14 protein-coding genes are annotated in these 14,129 nt (G+C 65.1%); 5 read left to right on the plus strand and 9 right to left on the minus strand.

Features of this window, described 5'->3' with window-relative positions; translation table 11 throughout:
• Positions 1–2 precede the first annotated feature (2 nt).
• Genes B015_RS33935 through B015_RS0123675 form a run of 5 tightly spaced genes read left to right on the plus strand, consistent with a single transcriptional unit; the run spans position 3 to position 5,512 of the window.
• Positions 3–830 (plus strand): ABC transporter ATP-binding protein, encoded by an 828-nt coding sequence (locus B015_RS33935; RefSeq protein WP_018430229.1) that lies wholly within the window; start codon positions 3–5, stop codon positions 828–830.
• Positions 823–1,644, plus strand: a complete 822-nt coding sequence (locus B015_RS33940) for an ATP-binding cassette domain-containing protein (protein ID WP_018430230.1) — start codon at positions 823–825, stop codon at positions 1,642–1,644. Before B015_RS33935 ends, B015_RS33940 begins: the two co-directional genes overlap by 8 nt.
• Positions 1,637–3,130, plus strand: a complete 1,494-nt coding sequence (locus tag B015_RS0123665; RefSeq protein ID WP_018430231.1) for an amidohydrolase family protein — start codon at positions 1,637–1,639, stop codon at positions 3,128–3,130. Before B015_RS33940 ends, B015_RS0123665 begins: the two co-directional genes overlap by 8 nt.
• Entirely contained in the window at positions 3,127–4,041 is a 915-nt protein-coding gene (locus B015_RS0123670) for a CobW family GTP-binding protein (RefSeq protein WP_018430232.1), read from the plus strand. The genes B015_RS0123665 and B015_RS0123670 overlap by 4 nt, the downstream gene beginning before the upstream one ends.
• Before the next feature lie 19 nt (positions 4,042–4,060).
• Positions 4,061–5,512 carry a M81 family metallopeptidase gene (locus B015_RS0123675; RefSeq protein WP_018430233.1) on the plus strand — a complete coding sequence of 484 codons (1,452 nt, stop codon included), beginning with the start codon at positions 4,061–4,063 and terminating at the stop codon, positions 5,510–5,512.
• A gap of 81 nt (positions 5,513–5,593) precedes the next feature.
• On the opposite strand, the gene B015_RS0123680 is transcribed toward B015_RS0123675, so the two are convergent.
• The 9 genes from B015_RS0123680 to B015_RS0123720 all read right to left on the minus strand — a co-directional run bounded on the left by B015_RS0123680 (position 5,594) and on the right by B015_RS0123720 (position 14,121).
• Positions 5,594–6,766 (minus strand): MalY/PatB family protein, encoded by a 1,173-nt coding sequence (locus B015_RS0123680; RefSeq protein ID WP_026227647.1) that lies wholly within the window; start codon positions 6,764–6,766, stop codon positions 5,594–5,596.
• Positions 6,767–7,091: 325 nt separating this feature from the next.
• Positions 7,092–8,066 (minus strand): AraC family transcriptional regulator, encoded by a 975-nt coding sequence (locus B015_RS0123685; protein WP_245262259.1) that lies wholly within the window; start codon positions 8,064–8,066, stop codon positions 7,092–7,094.
• Between the two features lie 153 nt (positions 8,067–8,219).
• Entirely contained in the window at positions 8,220–8,597 is a 378-nt protein-coding gene (locus B015_RS0123690) for a hypothetical protein (protein WP_157632819.1), read from the minus strand.
• A 23-nt stretch (positions 8,598–8,620) separates the two neighbouring features.
• The gene (locus B015_RS0123695) at positions 8,621–9,163 is read right to left on the minus strand and encodes a hypothetical protein (RefSeq protein WP_018430237.1); all 543 of its coding nucleotides are present in this window, start codon (positions 9,161–9,163) and stop codon (positions 8,621–8,623) included.
• Complete coding sequence (locus B015_RS0123700) at positions 9,160–9,549, minus strand: response regulator (RefSeq protein ID WP_018430238.1); 390 nt, start codon at positions 9,547–9,549, stop codon at positions 9,160–9,162. Before B015_RS0123700 ends, B015_RS0123695 begins: the two co-directional genes overlap by 4 nt.
• Positions 9,527–10,597, minus strand: a complete 1,071-nt coding sequence (locus B015_RS0123705; RefSeq protein ID WP_018430239.1) for a chemotaxis response regulator protein-glutamate methylesterase — start codon at positions 10,595–10,597, stop codon at positions 9,527–9,529. Before B015_RS0123705 ends, B015_RS0123700 begins: the two co-directional genes overlap by 23 nt.
• Entirely contained in the window at positions 10,594–11,490 is an 897-nt protein-coding gene (locus tag B015_RS0123710) for a protein-glutamate O-methyltransferase (protein WP_018430240.1), read from the minus strand. Before B015_RS0123710 ends, B015_RS0123705 begins: the two co-directional genes overlap by 4 nt.
• Entirely contained in the window at positions 11,487–11,951 is a 465-nt protein-coding gene (locus B015_RS0123715) for a chemotaxis protein CheW (protein WP_026227648.1), read from the minus strand. The genes B015_RS0123710 and B015_RS0123715 overlap by 4 nt, the downstream gene beginning before the upstream one ends.
• Before the next feature lie 4 nt (positions 11,952–11,955).
• Positions 11,956–14,121 carry a chemotaxis protein CheA gene (locus B015_RS0123720; protein ID WP_026227649.1) on the minus strand — a complete coding sequence of 722 codons (2,166 nt, stop codon included), beginning with the start codon at positions 14,119–14,121 and terminating at the stop codon, positions 11,956–11,958.
• Positions 14,122–14,129 lie beyond the last annotated feature (8 nt).

The raw sequence follows: 14,129 nt of genomic DNA on the forward strand, positions 1-14,129 counted from the left end.
CGATGACAGCCTCGTCCTTGTTGTCTGTCCGCGACCTGACCGTCGACTACCCCAGCCGCAGCGGTCCGGTGCGCGCCGTCAATGGCGTCAGCTTCTCCGTCGCGCCGGGCTCCGTGCTCGGCGTAGTCGGCGAAAGCGGTTCCGGCAAATCCTCCATCGGCTATGCGCTGATGGGGTTGACCGATGCCTCGAAAGCAACGCTGGGCGGCCGTGTCAGCTTCGAAGGCCGCGACCTGCTCGCCCTGTCGCGCAAGGAATGGCGCCAGCTGCGTGGCAACCGCATTGCCATGGTGTTCCAGGACGCGATGGCGACGCTGAACCCGGTCATGCCTGTCGGCGACCAGATCGGCGAGGTGTTCCGTTGGCACCGCCCCGACATGTCGCGCAAGGCGATCCGCACCGCCAGCCTGGAGCTGCTCGAACGCGTCGGCATCCAGGAGGCGTCGCGCCGCATCGATGCCTACCCGCACCAGCTCTCCGGCGGCATGCGCCAGCGCGTGGTGATCGCTGCAGCCATCGCGCTCAAGCCGGCGCTGCTGATCGCCGACGAGCCCACCACGGCACTCGATGTCACTGTCCAGGCGCAGATCCTGAAACTGATGAACGACCTCAGCCGCGAACAAGGCACCGCCATGATCCTGATCAGCCACGACCTCGATGTCGTCGGCGACGTCTGCCAGGACGTGGCCGTGATGAAGGACGGCGTGATCGTCGAGACGGGTCGTGTCGATGATGTGCTCGGCCGTCCGCGGCATGCCTACACGCGCGAGCTCCTTTCGGCGCGGCCGAGCTTCGGCGCCGGCCATATGGCGGAGGCCGTCCATGTCTGACGACGTGCTGCTTGAAGTCAGCGGCCTTGTCCGCACCTTCACCTTGTCCGGCCGGCTGTTCGAGAAGCCACGTACCCTGACTGCCGTCAACGACGTCAGCTTCTCGATCCGGCGCGGCGAAGCCTTCGGACTGGTCGGCGAAAGCGGGTCCGGAAAGTCGACCATCGGCCGGATCGTTGCCCGCCTGACCGAACCCACCGCCGGATCAGTCACTTTCGACGGCATGGATTGGCTGGCATTGCGCGGCCGGGCCCTGCGCGACAAGCGCCGTGACGTGCAGATGGTGTTCCAGAGCCCCTATGCCTCGCTTGATCCACGCTGGCGGGTGCGCGACATCCTCGCCGAACCGCTCAAATCCTACACCGATCTCACGGGCGCGGCGCTGACGCATCGAGCCGCCGAACTGCTCGATCAGGTCGGTCTCAACCCCGACTGGCTCGACCGCTTCCCGCATCAGTTTTCCGGCGGCCAGCGCCAGCGCATCGCTATTGCTCGTGCGCTTGCCTCCAACCCGCGCCTGCTGATCGCGGACGAGCCGGTATCGGCGCTCGATGTCTCCAGTCAGGCACAAGTGCTCAAGCTGCTGCGCCGTATCTGCCAGGAGCATGGCTTGGCGATGCTGTTCATCTCACATGACTTGTCTGTCGTCGATCATCTCTGCCAGCGTGTCGGCGTGCTCAATCACGGCGTCCTGGAGGAGATGGGGCCGACATCGGAAATCTTCCGCTCGCCCCGGACCGACTACACCCGGCGGCTGATCGATGCCGTCCCCGGCAGGAAGCGCCGCACCGTCGAGGAGACCGCCCATGCATGATTTGCTGATCAAGGGCGGCCGCGTCATCGACCCTGAGACCGGTCGCGACGAGATGGCAGATGTCGCCATTTCAGGCGGCCGCATCAGCGCCATCGGCACCGATCTTGGCCCGGCGCGCAAGGTGATCGATGCGACCGGCCTCGTCGTCGCGCCCGGCTTCATCGATCTGCACGCCCATGGTCAGTCGGTGCCCGCCGACCGCATGCAGGCTTTCGACGGCGTGACGACGGCGCTGGAGCTAGAGGTCGGCGCCTTGCCGGTCGGCGGCTGGTATGAGGCGCAGGCCAAGACTGCGCGCCTGCTGAATTACGGCACCGCATCCGCATGGATCTTTGCCCGCAAGGCCGTGATGATCGGACTGGAGCTCAAGGCCGGCGAAGCGCCGATCACCGTCATGGGGCGCGGCTTTGACGATCCGCGTTGGTCGACCGATGCCGCCACCGAATTGCAGGCCGCCGAGATCGTTGCGCTGACCCGAAAGGGCATCGACGAGGGCGGGCTGGGCATCGGCATTCCCGCAGGCTATGCGCCGGGCGCAGGCGCCAAGGAAATGAGCCTCGTCTGCGATCTCGCCGCCGAGACCGACACGCCGACCTATACCCACATCGCCCAGATGTCGAACATCGACCCCAAGAGTTCCATCGAGGCCTATGTCACGCTGATCGGGCTGGCCGGAGCGACCGGCGCGCATATGCACATCTGCCACCTCAACTCGACCAGCCTGCAGGATGTCGAGCGTGCCGCGGCCGTCATCGCCAGGGCGCAGGCGCAAGGGCTGAAGATCACCACCGAGGCCTATCCCTATGGCACCGGCTCGACCGTGGTCAGCGCCGGCTTCTTTGTCGACCCGGCTTTTTCGGCGCGCACCGGCACCGGCTACAACGCCATCGAGCTGGTCGCCAGCCATCGACGCCTCGAAGGCGTGGACGACCTGAAGGCTGTCCGGCAGGCCGATCCCTCCGCGCTGGTTTTGTGGCACTTCCTCGACACCGAAGACAATCCGCGCCACCGCGCCCTGCTCGACGTCTCGGTCATGTATCCCGGCGGCGCCATCGCCTCCGATGCCATGCCGTGGAGCCAGGCCGACGGCACGCCCTATGAGGGCGACGAGTGGCCGCTCGGTCCCGACAAGACGGCGCATCCGCGCTCGTCGGGCACCTTCACGCGCTTCCTGCGCCAATGGGTTCGCGAGCGCGACGCGATCCCGCTTGTCGAGGCGATCGCCAAATGCACTGTGATCCCGGCCAGGATCGTCGAGAGCTGCGCCCCGCTGTTCCGCCGCAAGGGCCGCCTGCAACCTGGCTGCGATGCCGACATCGTCGTCTTCGACCTCGCCAGCAGCGCCGACCGCGCGACGTTCGCCGAAATGAACCTGCCAGCCGAGGGCATGCGCCATGTCATCGTCAACGGTCAGTCGGTCGTCGCCGACGGCGTTCTCGACGTCTCCGCTGCGCCGGGCCGGCCCATCCGGCGAGGCGACGCATGACCGTCCCGGTGCTGGTGGTCAGCGGCTTCCTGGGCGCCGGCAAGACCACCTTCATCAACCGCCTTCTGGCCCGCTCCGAAGGCCGGCGCATCAGCGCCATCGTCAATGATTTCGGCGCCATAAATATCGATGCCGAACTGATCGCTGATGCCGCCGACACGGTGGTCGGTCTCAAGAACGGCTGCATCTGCTGTTCGCTGCAAGGCGATCTGCTGCGCACGCTGAAGCTGGTGCTATCGCAGCCGGTGAAACCCGACCACATCATCGTCGAGGCCTCGGGGGTCGCCGACCCCCGAGGCATCGTCGACGCGCTGATGGACCCAATCCTGTGGGACGCGACCCGGCTGGACGCCGTGCTATCCGTCGTCGATGCCGACGACATCGCCGCCACGCCGGGGCGCCGGCAAGACGAACTCTGGCACGCCCAGCTTGCCGCGGCCGATTTCGTCGCCCTGTCCAAGACCCGGCTTTCACCTGAGGCCGATGAGACCGCAAATCTGTTGCGGTCGGAGCTTGCAGCCAAAGCGCTGGTCTTCGATGCCGACGACGACCTGCCCATCGAGGCCCTGTTCGTCGCTGGCCGTTCGCAGCCGACGCAGGACGCTTCTTCCGTCGTTGCATCGCGTTTCACTTCGGTTGAATGGCAATCGACCGGGGCCGTGCATCTCGACCGCTTCCAGGCGGCCATGGGCGAACTCGCCACCCAACTGATCCGCGCCAAGGGCATCGTCAATTTTGTCGAGCAGCCGGGCAGGAGCTTTCTTTTGCAGATGGTCGGCCGTCGCGCCTCGCTGCAGCCCTTTTCGAGATGTGAGCCGGAGTGCCGCCTGGTGCTGATCGGCGAAGCCACGATCTTCAATTCCGAAGCGGCCTATACCCTGCTGTCGGACATGTTTGAAGCGGCGCAGTAGCCGCAAACGGAGTTTGGAAATGCGCGTGTTCAGTGCCGTCCTGGCGACCGAGACCAACACATTCTCGCCCATCCCCACCGGGTTGACGGCCTTCATCGATGGCGGCGACTACTATCCGGCGGGCCAGCACCCCGATCACATGACGCTCTATGGCGGCCAGCTGTGGGCGGCGCGCGAGCGCGGCAAGCGCGAGGGCTGGACCCTGTTCGAAGGCTTGAGCGCCTCGGCCGAACCCGGCGGCACAACCACCCGCCATGCCTACGAGACCTTGCGTGACCAGCTGCTCGACGACCTGCGCGCCGTCCTGCCGGTCGACATGGTGCTGATGTCGATGCACGGCGCCATGGTCGCCGACGGTTACGACGATTGCGAAGGCGACACCCTGGCTCGCATTCGCGAGATCGTTGGGCCCGATGTCGTGGTTGGCTGCGAACTCGATCCGCATTGCCACATGACTCCTCTGATGATCGACAGCGTCGACGTGCTTTTGACCTACAAGGAATATCCCCATACCGACGTTTATGAATGCGGGGGCCAGCTGGTCGACCTCTGCGCGCGCATCGCGGCCGGCGGCGCCAAGCCCGTTGCGGCGCTGGCCGACACCGGCATGATCACCCTGATCCGCACCACCACCGAGCCGGGCCTCTCCATCGTCCGCCGCATGCATGAGCTCGAAAAGCAGGACAAGGTGCTGTCGGTTTCCATCGCGCAGGGCTTCCCTTGGGCCGACGTGCCGGAGATGGGTACCCGCGTGGTGGTCTACACCGATGGCGACCAGGCGCTGGCGCAAACGCTCGCCAAGGACCTGGCGCGGGACCTCTACGACAACCGCCACCAGATCGCGCCGGCCATGCCGTCGATCGACGAGGCCCTCGACGAGGCGCTGGCTTCATCGGCCGGCACGGTGGTCGTTGCCGATACGTCGGACAATGCCGGAGGTGGCGCGGCCAGCGACTCGACCTTCTTCCTGCGGCGCATGATTGAGCGCAAGATGACCGATGCGATCGTCGGGCCGCTGTGGGATCCCGGCGCGGTGCGCATGGCTTTCGAGGCGGGCGCAGGCGCGGTTCTGCCCTTGCGCATAGGCGGCAAGGTCGGCCCATCCTCTGGCGATCCGGTCGATGCCAACTGCCGCGTGCTCGGCCTCAAGCGCGGCCTTGTCATGACCGGCCTCGGCGGCGTGCCCCAGCCGATGGGCGACTGCGCCTGGCTCGATTGTGGCGGCGTCGAGGTGCTGATTTCCTCCGAGCGGTCGCAAGCAATCGACACCGACCTGTTCACGGGCATTGGCTGCGATCTCGGCAAGAAGCGGATCGTGGTGGTTAAATCGACCCAGCACTTCCGCGCCTCCTACGAGCGCGTCGCCAGCGCCGTCATCTACGCGGCCTCGCCCGGCACGCTCACAAGCAACCTCTCCAGCCTCCCCTACACCCGCATCAAGCTGCCGAAATGGCCGATTGAGCGCGCTTGACGTCGCGGGGAGCTATTGATGCACCGGTTGTGGCACTGCACCCGTTGGCGTGACGGGTGCAGCATTTGCTGCCAATCCTGACTACTGCAGGTCCGAGAACGCGGCCTTCAGGCGCGCTATCGCGTCATCGACCATTGCCCGGCGACAGGCGAAGTTGAAGCGCAGGAAACCGTCGCCGCCCATGCCGAACGTGTGGCCATGGTTTGACGCGATGCGGGCTTCCTTTTCGACGCGCGCGATGAACTCTTCGCTGCTCAGACCTGCGCCTGAACCGTCCACCCAGGCCAGGTAGGTCGCTTCCAGCGGCATGGACCGCAGGCCCGGGATGGCGGCAATGCCCGCGTCGAAGGCCTTCCGGTTGCCGTCCAGGTACCGGACCAGATCGTCGAGCCACGCCGCCCCATCAGGCGAATAGGCCGCCGTGACCATGTGCATGCCAAAGGAGTTGGGCGAGATCCCAAGCGCTGAGTGACGCCCCGCAAAGGCCTTCCTGAGTTTTTCATCGGCGATGATGACATTGCCGATATGGGCGCCTGCGATGTTGAACGTCTTGGTCGAGGCGGTCATCATGACCAGGCGCTCGGCCGCCTCGGGCGCCGCGATGGTCATGGGGATGTGCCGCTGGCCAGGGAACACCAGATCCTGATGGATCTCATCGGACACCAGAATGAGGTTGTGACGCGCGGCAAAATCGGCCACCCCGCGCAGTTCCTCCAGCGTCCAGACGCGTCCGCCGGGATTGTGAGGCGAGCACAGGATCAGCATCTTCTCCCGACCGGTCATGCGCCCGTGCCAATTGTCGAAGTCCATCCGATAACGGCCATCCTGCTGGACCAACGGAAGCTCGCGCACTTCACGCCCTGCCGCACGCACAACGCGGGCGAATGCATGGTAAACCGGCGTCATCAGAACCACTGCGTCGCCCGGCTGGGTCCAGGTGTCGACACAAAGGGCCGTGCCATTGACGAGGCCGTGGGTCGTGAAGATCGTGGCTGGGTCCAGCTGCCAGCCATGACGGTTCGCCATCCACCAGCAGATTGCCTCCCGATAGGCGGTTTCGTCGCCGAAATAGCCATAGACCCCATGGCGAAGCATCCGCTCCAGGGCCTGCTGCACCGCCGCCGGAGGGCGGAAATCCATGTCGGCAACCCACATCGGCAACGCATCGTCGGGCGACAGGCCGTAGAGCGGCTCCATCATGTCCCATTTCGAACAGTTGGTTCCGCGACGATCTATTTGCTCGTCAAAAATCATGGGTTTCTCCGGGATGCACAGAATTCTGGAATGGCGATCGTCTTCAGTGAAGGTAAGCCTTAGATCGCGTGTTGCCTGAGCCCGCAACCCCGTCCGTGACAACGGCAGGGCGAAAACGACAGACAGACTGCCGCCGAAGCAGGCTCACGGCAAACCGTCCCCGCACAGCGTTTGCCGTCACGCGGGTGCGAGGTGCCCGCGCTGGCTTCGGTCATGCAGGAAAGGTCGGCAGCAAGAACACGGCCCATCAGGGCGCGTGGCATACGGCATCGCGCGCGCTGGCGAGGCCGCATGGCGCAACTCCCGGGCTGCTCCCAAAAAAATGTTATCTGGGGAGGATCGTTGCGCGGATGTCGGAGGGTGTGGCGTCGAAGCGACGGCGAAACGCCCTGTTGAAAGCCGAGATATCCGAAAACCCGGCGTCGAAGGCTATCTCGGTGATGGTGGAGGCCGCGAGGTCGCGCGTTTGCAGCAGCTTGGATGCAAGGTCCAACCTTTGCTCGCGGACAAAATCCGAGAATGTCGTGCCCTCGCGTTCGAAGAGCCGCTGGACGTAGCGCGCCGTGACGCCTTGGCGCCGGGCGACAGCGTCGATGTGCAGGTCCTGGTCGGAAAGGCGCTCGAGAATATCCCTCCGGATCATCTTTAACCGTGCTGTGGCGATGCTGCGCTCGTTGCGCTCGGCCCCGCCGCGAACGACCTTATCGAGAACCATTGCGGTGAGGTCGTAGAGATGGCGGGAGGCGAGTTCGCGCGCTTTCTCCGAACCCGGTGGATTGGCGCGGAGCACGCCGACATAGCTCGTCAGGAGCCGCATGTCGGCCCCGGAAGCCGGAAGGATGTAGAGCGCCTCCATGTCGACGCGCGGCGCCAGCTTGGCAAGCAGCCGCCGGTCGAGCGCGACGACATCGACCGCCATCGGCTGACCGAACCAGAACTCCGAGCACACGCCCTCGTCGACCAGCGTAACGTCGCCGGCGGTCACCTTGATCGGCGCCTTGCCGTCGGCGGAGATCTCGTAATCCTCATAGTGAATGGACATGAGGAAATGCTGGCGCCCGTCCTGGAGCAGGTCGCGGGTGCGCGCGCCATGCACAGGTGCGAACCGGCCCTGCCCGACCGTCAGCCCGCCCGGCAGGAACATGGCCTCCAGGTCGATGCGGATGTTGTCGCGGTCGAGCGGCCGAAAATCCAACCCGCCAATGTGACGACCGACGAAATCGTGCACGAACGCCATCCGCTCGCGCCGGGGAACATCCTCGGTGGTCAGGCGCTGCATCGCAAATTCATATGCGGTCAACGCGTGTGCTCCTGCAATCCAAGACTAGCTCAGGTGAGGGCAGTCACCATCGACGATGCGCGCCACTCTTAATTGCCGAAACACCAAATTGCAACCATGAATAGCACATGATCGCGCCGCTCTACCGCGCCCGCCATTCGGCCGTCGCTCAGCTTAGAACAACTCGTAGTCGCCGAAGGACGCATCATCCTGCGCCAGGGGCCTCCTGCCGGCCAGGCGCGTGGCGAGCTCCGAAAGGTTCACGGCAACCAGGGCAGCCTCCGGGTCGAGCTGCCAGCCAGGCGCCGCCGCATCGCCAAGGTCAGCAAGAAAACCGGCCAGGCAACGCAACTTCTGTTCGATGTGATCGAAGCTTTGCAGCGCCTGCACCAGTTGCGGTTCGCTGGAAGCCTGTCCGCCCTGGGCAGAAACCAGCGGATGCAGCCGCTCCACCTGGGCGGCAAGGTCTTGCAGCTCGGAACTTACCCGTCCGAGCATCTCGGCAACGGGCGTAAGCGTCGGCTGGGGTAACATGCTGGCTCGCAAAGGCATGGCGGGATGACCTGTTCAGGAGATCAGAAGAGTTCGAGAGAGCCGCTCGACGGCGCAACAAGCGGCTGCTTGGGCTGAGCCGGGGCGACGAAGCCCTTGTCGCCGGAGAGCAGAACCTGGCGGGCGCGACCGGACTGAGGCCAATATTCGACACGGCGGCCGCGATCCCCCCCAAGATCGCCACCGACGATGCTGATCCCTTCGTTGCGCAGGAAGGTTTCGGCGAACTCGGCATTCATCGCGCCAATGTCGGACAGGCCTTCGATGGTGCGCGCACCGCCGAACAGCTTGGCCTCCAGCCGGTGGCGATGAGCGCCGCGCTGCAGCAGGCCGTTGACGAGCAGTTCCATCAGGTGAACGCCATAGCTTTGGGCATCGAGCGAGGCGCGACCATTGTTTCCGGGCAAGAGGAAGTGGTTCATGCCGCCGGTCTGGGCGAAGGGGTCGCGGATGCAGGCAGCAACACACGACCCCAGGATGGTCGTCAGCACGACGTCCCCTTCATCGACCACATGATACTCGCCGCGCATGACGGTGACGCGGTGGCTTTTGCCGGCAAGCGTCACTTAAGCACTCCGACGATGGCCTCGATGGCCTTCTTCAGCTGCTCAACGGTGAACGGCTTGGTCAGGAAGTTGTTGACGCCAAGCGCAACCGCGGCTTCCAGCAGCTTGCGGTCGCCCTTGCCAGTCAAAAGGATGAACGGCGTCGCGCGGGTCGGACCATAGGAACGGATTGCCTTGAGCAGCTGCAGTCCGTCGAGCTTCGGCATGTTGAAGTCGGAGATCACCATATGCGCGGGCTGTTCCATCATCGCGCGCAGCGCCTGCTCGCCATCCTTAGCGATTGCGATCTTGCGGATGCCCATTTCCTGCAGCGCGTCGGTGATCAGAATGCGGCTGGTCGTCGTGTCGTCGACGACGAGAACCTTAAAGTGTTCGAGGAAGGACATTTTTAGCTCCATTGGAATTCGAGCGCGTCAGCGCGAGGATGTGGGAGGCGATCTTCTCCAGCGGCGCCTGCCGCTCGACCGCGCCGATTTCGAAGGCGACCCGGGGCATGCCGTAGACGAGGCTGGTGGCTTCGTCCTGGCCGAGCGTGTGAGCACCGGCTTGCCGCATCTGCAGCATGCCGGCGGCACCGTCGCGACCCATGCCGGTCAGGATCGCGCCGACGGACTTGGAGCCCGTTGCCTTGGCGACCGAGGCAAACAGTACGTCGACCGAGGGCCGGTGGCCGTTGACCGGATCGGTGGCACGCAGCCGGCAGCGCAGCTGCCCTGGCCCCGATATCTCGAGATGCGTGGCGCCGCCCGGAGCGAGGTAGACCTGTCCGGTGGTCAGCGGAGCGCCATCCACGGCCTCGCTGACGCGTGGCTTCGACATGCGGTTGAGGCGGTCGGCGAAACTCTTGGTGAACGCGGCCGGCATATGCTGGGTAATCACGGTCGGCGGGCAATTCTCCGGGAACTGCGACAGAACAGTGATCAGAGCCTCGACGCCGCCGGTGGACGAGCCAATGGCAACCACGCTGCCGTTGGGCACATAGTCGGCATTCGCAGCGGGCTGCTCGCGCACGGCACTCGGCTGGCTCGTTGCCAGCGGTCGGATCTGCGCACGTGCCGCCGCCTTCACCGTCGCCTGCAATGCGCCGAAGGCCCGGTCATCGCTGAACGACGCCTTGGAGATGCAGTCGAAAGCGCCGATCTCGAGCGCAGTGATCGTGGCCGTGGCATCCCTCGATGTCAGGCTGGACACCATGATGACGGGCATCGGCCTCAGGCGCATGATCTTCTCGAGGAACTCTAGACCGTTCATGTTCGGCATCTCGACGTCGAGGGTGATTACGTCGGGATTGAGCTCCTTGATCTTGGCGCGTGCCTCCAGCGGGTCAGCGGCATGGCCGACCACCTCGATGGCCGGGTCGAGACGCAGCACCGCCGAAAGCAAGGTGCGCATCGTGGCGGAATCGTCGACGATAAGAACGCGAACCGGCTTCATGCGGCGCCCTCGCGCAGCTTGTAGGTCGTGATGCCTTCCGGCTGGAAGTCGTCGGAGGCGGGTCCCGAGACGCGTTCGGAGTGGCCGATATAGAGGGTACCCCCCGCTGTCAGCAGAGGCACGAAACGGCTCCAGATGCGCGACTGGGTCGCCTCTTCGAAATAGATCACCACGTTGCGGCAGAAGATCGCCTGGAACCGGCCCTTCATTGGCCAAGCGCCGATGAGGTTGAGTTCGCGGAAGGCCACGATCGTACGCATTTCCTCGCTTGCGCCGAACGAGTTGCCGTCGCCCGAACGCACCGGAGCGAACCAGCGCCGGCGCAGATCCGGAGGCACCGGGCGCAACGCTGCCTCGCTGTAGACGCCCTCTCGGCCCATCGCGACCATGTTGGGGTCGATGTCGGTCGCCAAAACCCTGATGTCGTAGTTGGCGGCTTCAGGCATCAGCGACAGGATGGTGAGCGCGATCGAATAGGGTTCGGCGCCGTTGGAGCAGGCCGCCGACCAGATCCTGACGCGTCCGCCGCGCCGCGCCGCATCGAGCAGCGGCGGCAGGACCTGCTTGGCCAGATGCTCGAAATGATGCGGCTCGCGGTAGAAATTGGTGACGTTGGTGGTCAGCGCCGCCAGCATTTTCTGGCGCTCGTCGAGACCTTCGCGGGAAGCGATGAGCGCGCAGTAATCGCGGAAGCTTTCAAGTCCAAGCGCACGCAAGCGCTTGGACAGTCGCGAATAGACCAGGGCCGCCTTGGCCTCTGTCAGATGGATGCCGGCATCGGCATGCAGCATCGCCGCGATCTGCCGCATGTCCTCGCCGGTGAGCACGAACTCACCGGCCACCAGACTCTGGCGCTGGTTGCGCGGTTTGTCGACGTTCTGCAGACTCGTCATGCCGCGATCGGCTCAAGCGTCGGCAGGACGTTGTCGAGCGCGATCAGGCTGATCATGCGGCCTTCGATGGCAAGCACGCCGCGCACGAAGGTCTTGGCCATGTCGGAGGCGACGTCGGGCGTCGGCTTGATGGCGTCGTCGGTCACCGACAGGATGTCGGAAACCGCATCAACCAGGAGGCCAACCACCTGCGTGCCGACCTGGGCCACCATGATGACATGGCGCACGGTCGGCTCCGGCGGCTGGAAGCCGAGACGCGCTGCGAGGTCGACGATCGGCAGGATCGCGCCGCGCAGGTTGATGACGCCGCGGACATAGGCCGGCGACTTCGGCAGCACGGTGGCCGGCGCCCAGCCCCTGATCTCGCGCACCGACATGATGTCGACGCAGAATTCCTGCTCGCCGATACGAAACGCGATGAGTTCGCGGCTGCTGTTGTCGTGTTTGGTGGTCTCGGTCATGGCCTCACCCTGCTGCTGCAAGAACGGGTTCAAGAATGGTCGCGTCGGACTGCGAGTTGGCGATCACTGCGTCGACATCGATGATCAGGGCGACGCGGCCATCGCCGAGGATGGTGGCGGCGGCGATGCCCGGCACGTGCCTGTAGTTCGATTCAAGGCTCTTGATCACGACCTGGCGCTGCCCCTGGATCGTGTCGACGAGCAGGGCGCTGCGGCGGCCGCCTTCGGTTTCCACGAGGATGGCGACCGACGCCAGCGGATCGGTTGCCTGGCTGCGGAAGCTGAGCTCGCGGCCGACGTCGACCAGCGGCGTGAAGGCATCGCGAATGGCAATGACACGGGCGCTGCCGCCAAGGCCGTGCACATCGGGAGCCTTGGGCTGCAACGTCTCGATGATGGCGGTGAGCGGAACGACCAATGTCTGGTCTGCCACCGTCACCACCATGCCGTCGAGCACCGCAAGCGTCAGCGGCAGGCTCATGGTGAAGGTCGAGCCCTTGCCCGGCCGCGAGGTGATCGACAGGCGGCCGCCCAGTGACTGGATCGAGCGCTTGACCACATCCATGCCGACACCACGGCCCGAGATGTTCGAAACTTCCGACGCCGTGGAGAAGCCCGGCAGGAAGATCAGATTGTCGATCTCCTCGTCGGAGAGCACCGCATCGGCTGCGATCAGGCCCTTCTCGGCGGCGATCGCCTTGACCCGCGCGCGGTTGATGCCGGCGCCGTCATCGGCGACCTCGATGACGATGCGGCCCGAGCGATGCATCGCCGAAAGGCGCACGACGCCCTCCGCCGGCTTGCCGTTGGCAATGCGCACTTCGGGCTTTTCCAGGCCATGGTCGATGGCATTGCGGATCATGTGGGTCAGCGGGTCGTTAAGGCGGTCGATCACCGTCTTGTCGACTTCGGTGCCCTCGCCCTCGGTGATCAGGCGAACCTGCTTGCCGGTCATGCCGGCGACTTCGCGCACCAGGCGCGGAATGCGCTGGAACACCGACTTCACCGCCTGGGCGCGGATCGCCATGACGCAATCCTGGATCTCGCGCGTCAGGTGCTCGAGTTCGTCGAGACCCAGAGCCACGGCAGACCCGGGAACGTGCCCGGCTTCCATGACACGCTGCGACAGCATCGCCTGGTTGATGACCAGCTCGCCGACGAGATCGATCAGACGGTCGACACGTTCGAGATCGGCGCGGATTGTCTGGGGGGCGGCAGCGCCGGCATTGGCACCGCCTTCGTTGTTGCGTGCAGCTGCTGCCTTGGCCGGCTGCGCCTCGGGCTCGGCCACGGCTTCCGGCTCCTCGGCCAGCGGCAGCGAAATGACGTTTGCAGGTTCAGCCGAAACGACCTCCGCATCCGCCTGGATCGACCGCATCAAGGCGGCGAACGCGTCCTCGGTCGAACCGACCTCGGCGCCGTCGGCCTGGATGGTCAGGCTGCTGTCCCACTCGACGAACTCGAAGACTTCGCGGATCGCGTCCTCGCCCTTTTCCGTGGTGAGCCTGATCGTCCATTCGAGATAGGCGCCTTCCGGATCGAGTTCGGCGAGCGACGGCAGGCCGCTTGCGTCGCAGGTGATGTCCAGCTCGCCAAGGCGTTCCAGCTCGCGCAGCACCAACGACGTCTCGTTGCCCTTGGCATAAAGTTCCGGCCTGGGCTTGAAGGTGATGGTGTAGCTGCGCCCTGCATCGGGCACGGCATCGGAAAAGTCGAACGACACGCCGACGGGCGTGAAGGAGAAGTCGCTCATGTCGTCTTCTTCTTCGGCCGCATCGGCGGAGCCGCCCGGGCAGAGCGCGTTGAGCTCGGCAACCAGCACGGCGCTGCGCTCGCCATCGACCGAAAGGCCGTCGCGAGCCGCCACAACCAGGTCGGCGAGAAGATCGGCGGCGCGCAGCATGACGGCCATCACGTCGGCCGTGGGCTCCAGACCGCCATTGCGGACATGGTCGAGGGTGGTTTCGAAGACATGGGCGAACTGCACCAGATCTTCGAGGCTGAAGGCGCCTGCGCCGCCCTTGATCGAATGCACCGCGCGGAAGACCGCATTCACGGTGTCGGATTCGGCTTCCCCGCGCTCCATAGCGAGGAGGCCAGCTTCCAGTTCGGCGAGTTGCTCCTCGCACTCCTGGAAGAAGGTCTGCTTGACCGCTGCCATTGCGTCCACGGACATGT

This window comes from Hoeflea sp. 108 (assembly GCF_000372965.1).
Lineage (GTDB): Bacteria > Pseudomonadota > Alphaproteobacteria > Rhizobiales > Rhizobiaceae > Aminobacter.

Excerpts from the sequence above, each read along its gene's own strand:
- B015_RS33935 (WP_018430229.1), top strand. The coding sequence starts at position 3 with ATGACAGCCTCGTCCTTGTTGTCTGTCCGCGACCTGACCGTCGACTAC.
- B015_RS33940 (WP_018430230.1), top strand. The coding sequence starts at position 823 with ATGTCTGACGACGTGCTGCTTGAAGTCAGCGGCCTTGTCCGCACCTTC.
- B015_RS0123665 (WP_018430231.1), top strand. The coding sequence starts at position 1,637 with ATGCATGATTTGCTGATCAAGGGCGGCCGCGTCATCGACCCTGAGACC.
- B015_RS0123670 (WP_018430232.1), top strand. The coding sequence starts at position 3,127 with ATGACCGTCCCGGTGCTGGTGGTCAGCGGCTTCCTGGGCGCCGGCAAG.
- B015_RS0123675 (WP_018430233.1), top strand. The coding sequence starts at position 4,061 with ATGCGCGTGTTCAGTGCCGTCCTGGCGACCGAGACCAACACATTCTCG.
- B015_RS0123680 (WP_026227647.1), bottom strand. The coding sequence starts at position 6,766 with ATGATTTTTGACGAGCAAATAGATCGTCGCGGAACCAACTGTTCGAAA.
- B015_RS0123690 (WP_157632819.1), bottom strand. The coding sequence starts at position 8,597 with ATGCCTTTGCGAGCCAGCATGTTACCCCAGCCGACGCTTACGCCCGTT.
- B015_RS0123700 (WP_018430238.1), bottom strand. The coding sequence starts at position 9,549 with ATGTCCTTCCTCGAACACTTTAAGGTTCTCGTCGTCGACGACACGACG.
- B015_RS0123705 (WP_018430239.1), bottom strand. The coding sequence starts at position 10,597 with ATGAAGCCGGTTCGCGTTCTTATCGTCGACGATTCCGCCACGATGCGC.
- B015_RS0123710 (WP_018430240.1), bottom strand. The coding sequence starts at position 11,490 with ATGACGAGTCTGCAGAACGTCGACAAACCGCGCAACCAGCGCCAGAGT.
- B015_RS0123715 (WP_026227648.1), bottom strand. The coding sequence starts at position 11,951 with ATGACCGAGACCACCAAACACGACAACAGCAGCCGCGAACTCATCGCG.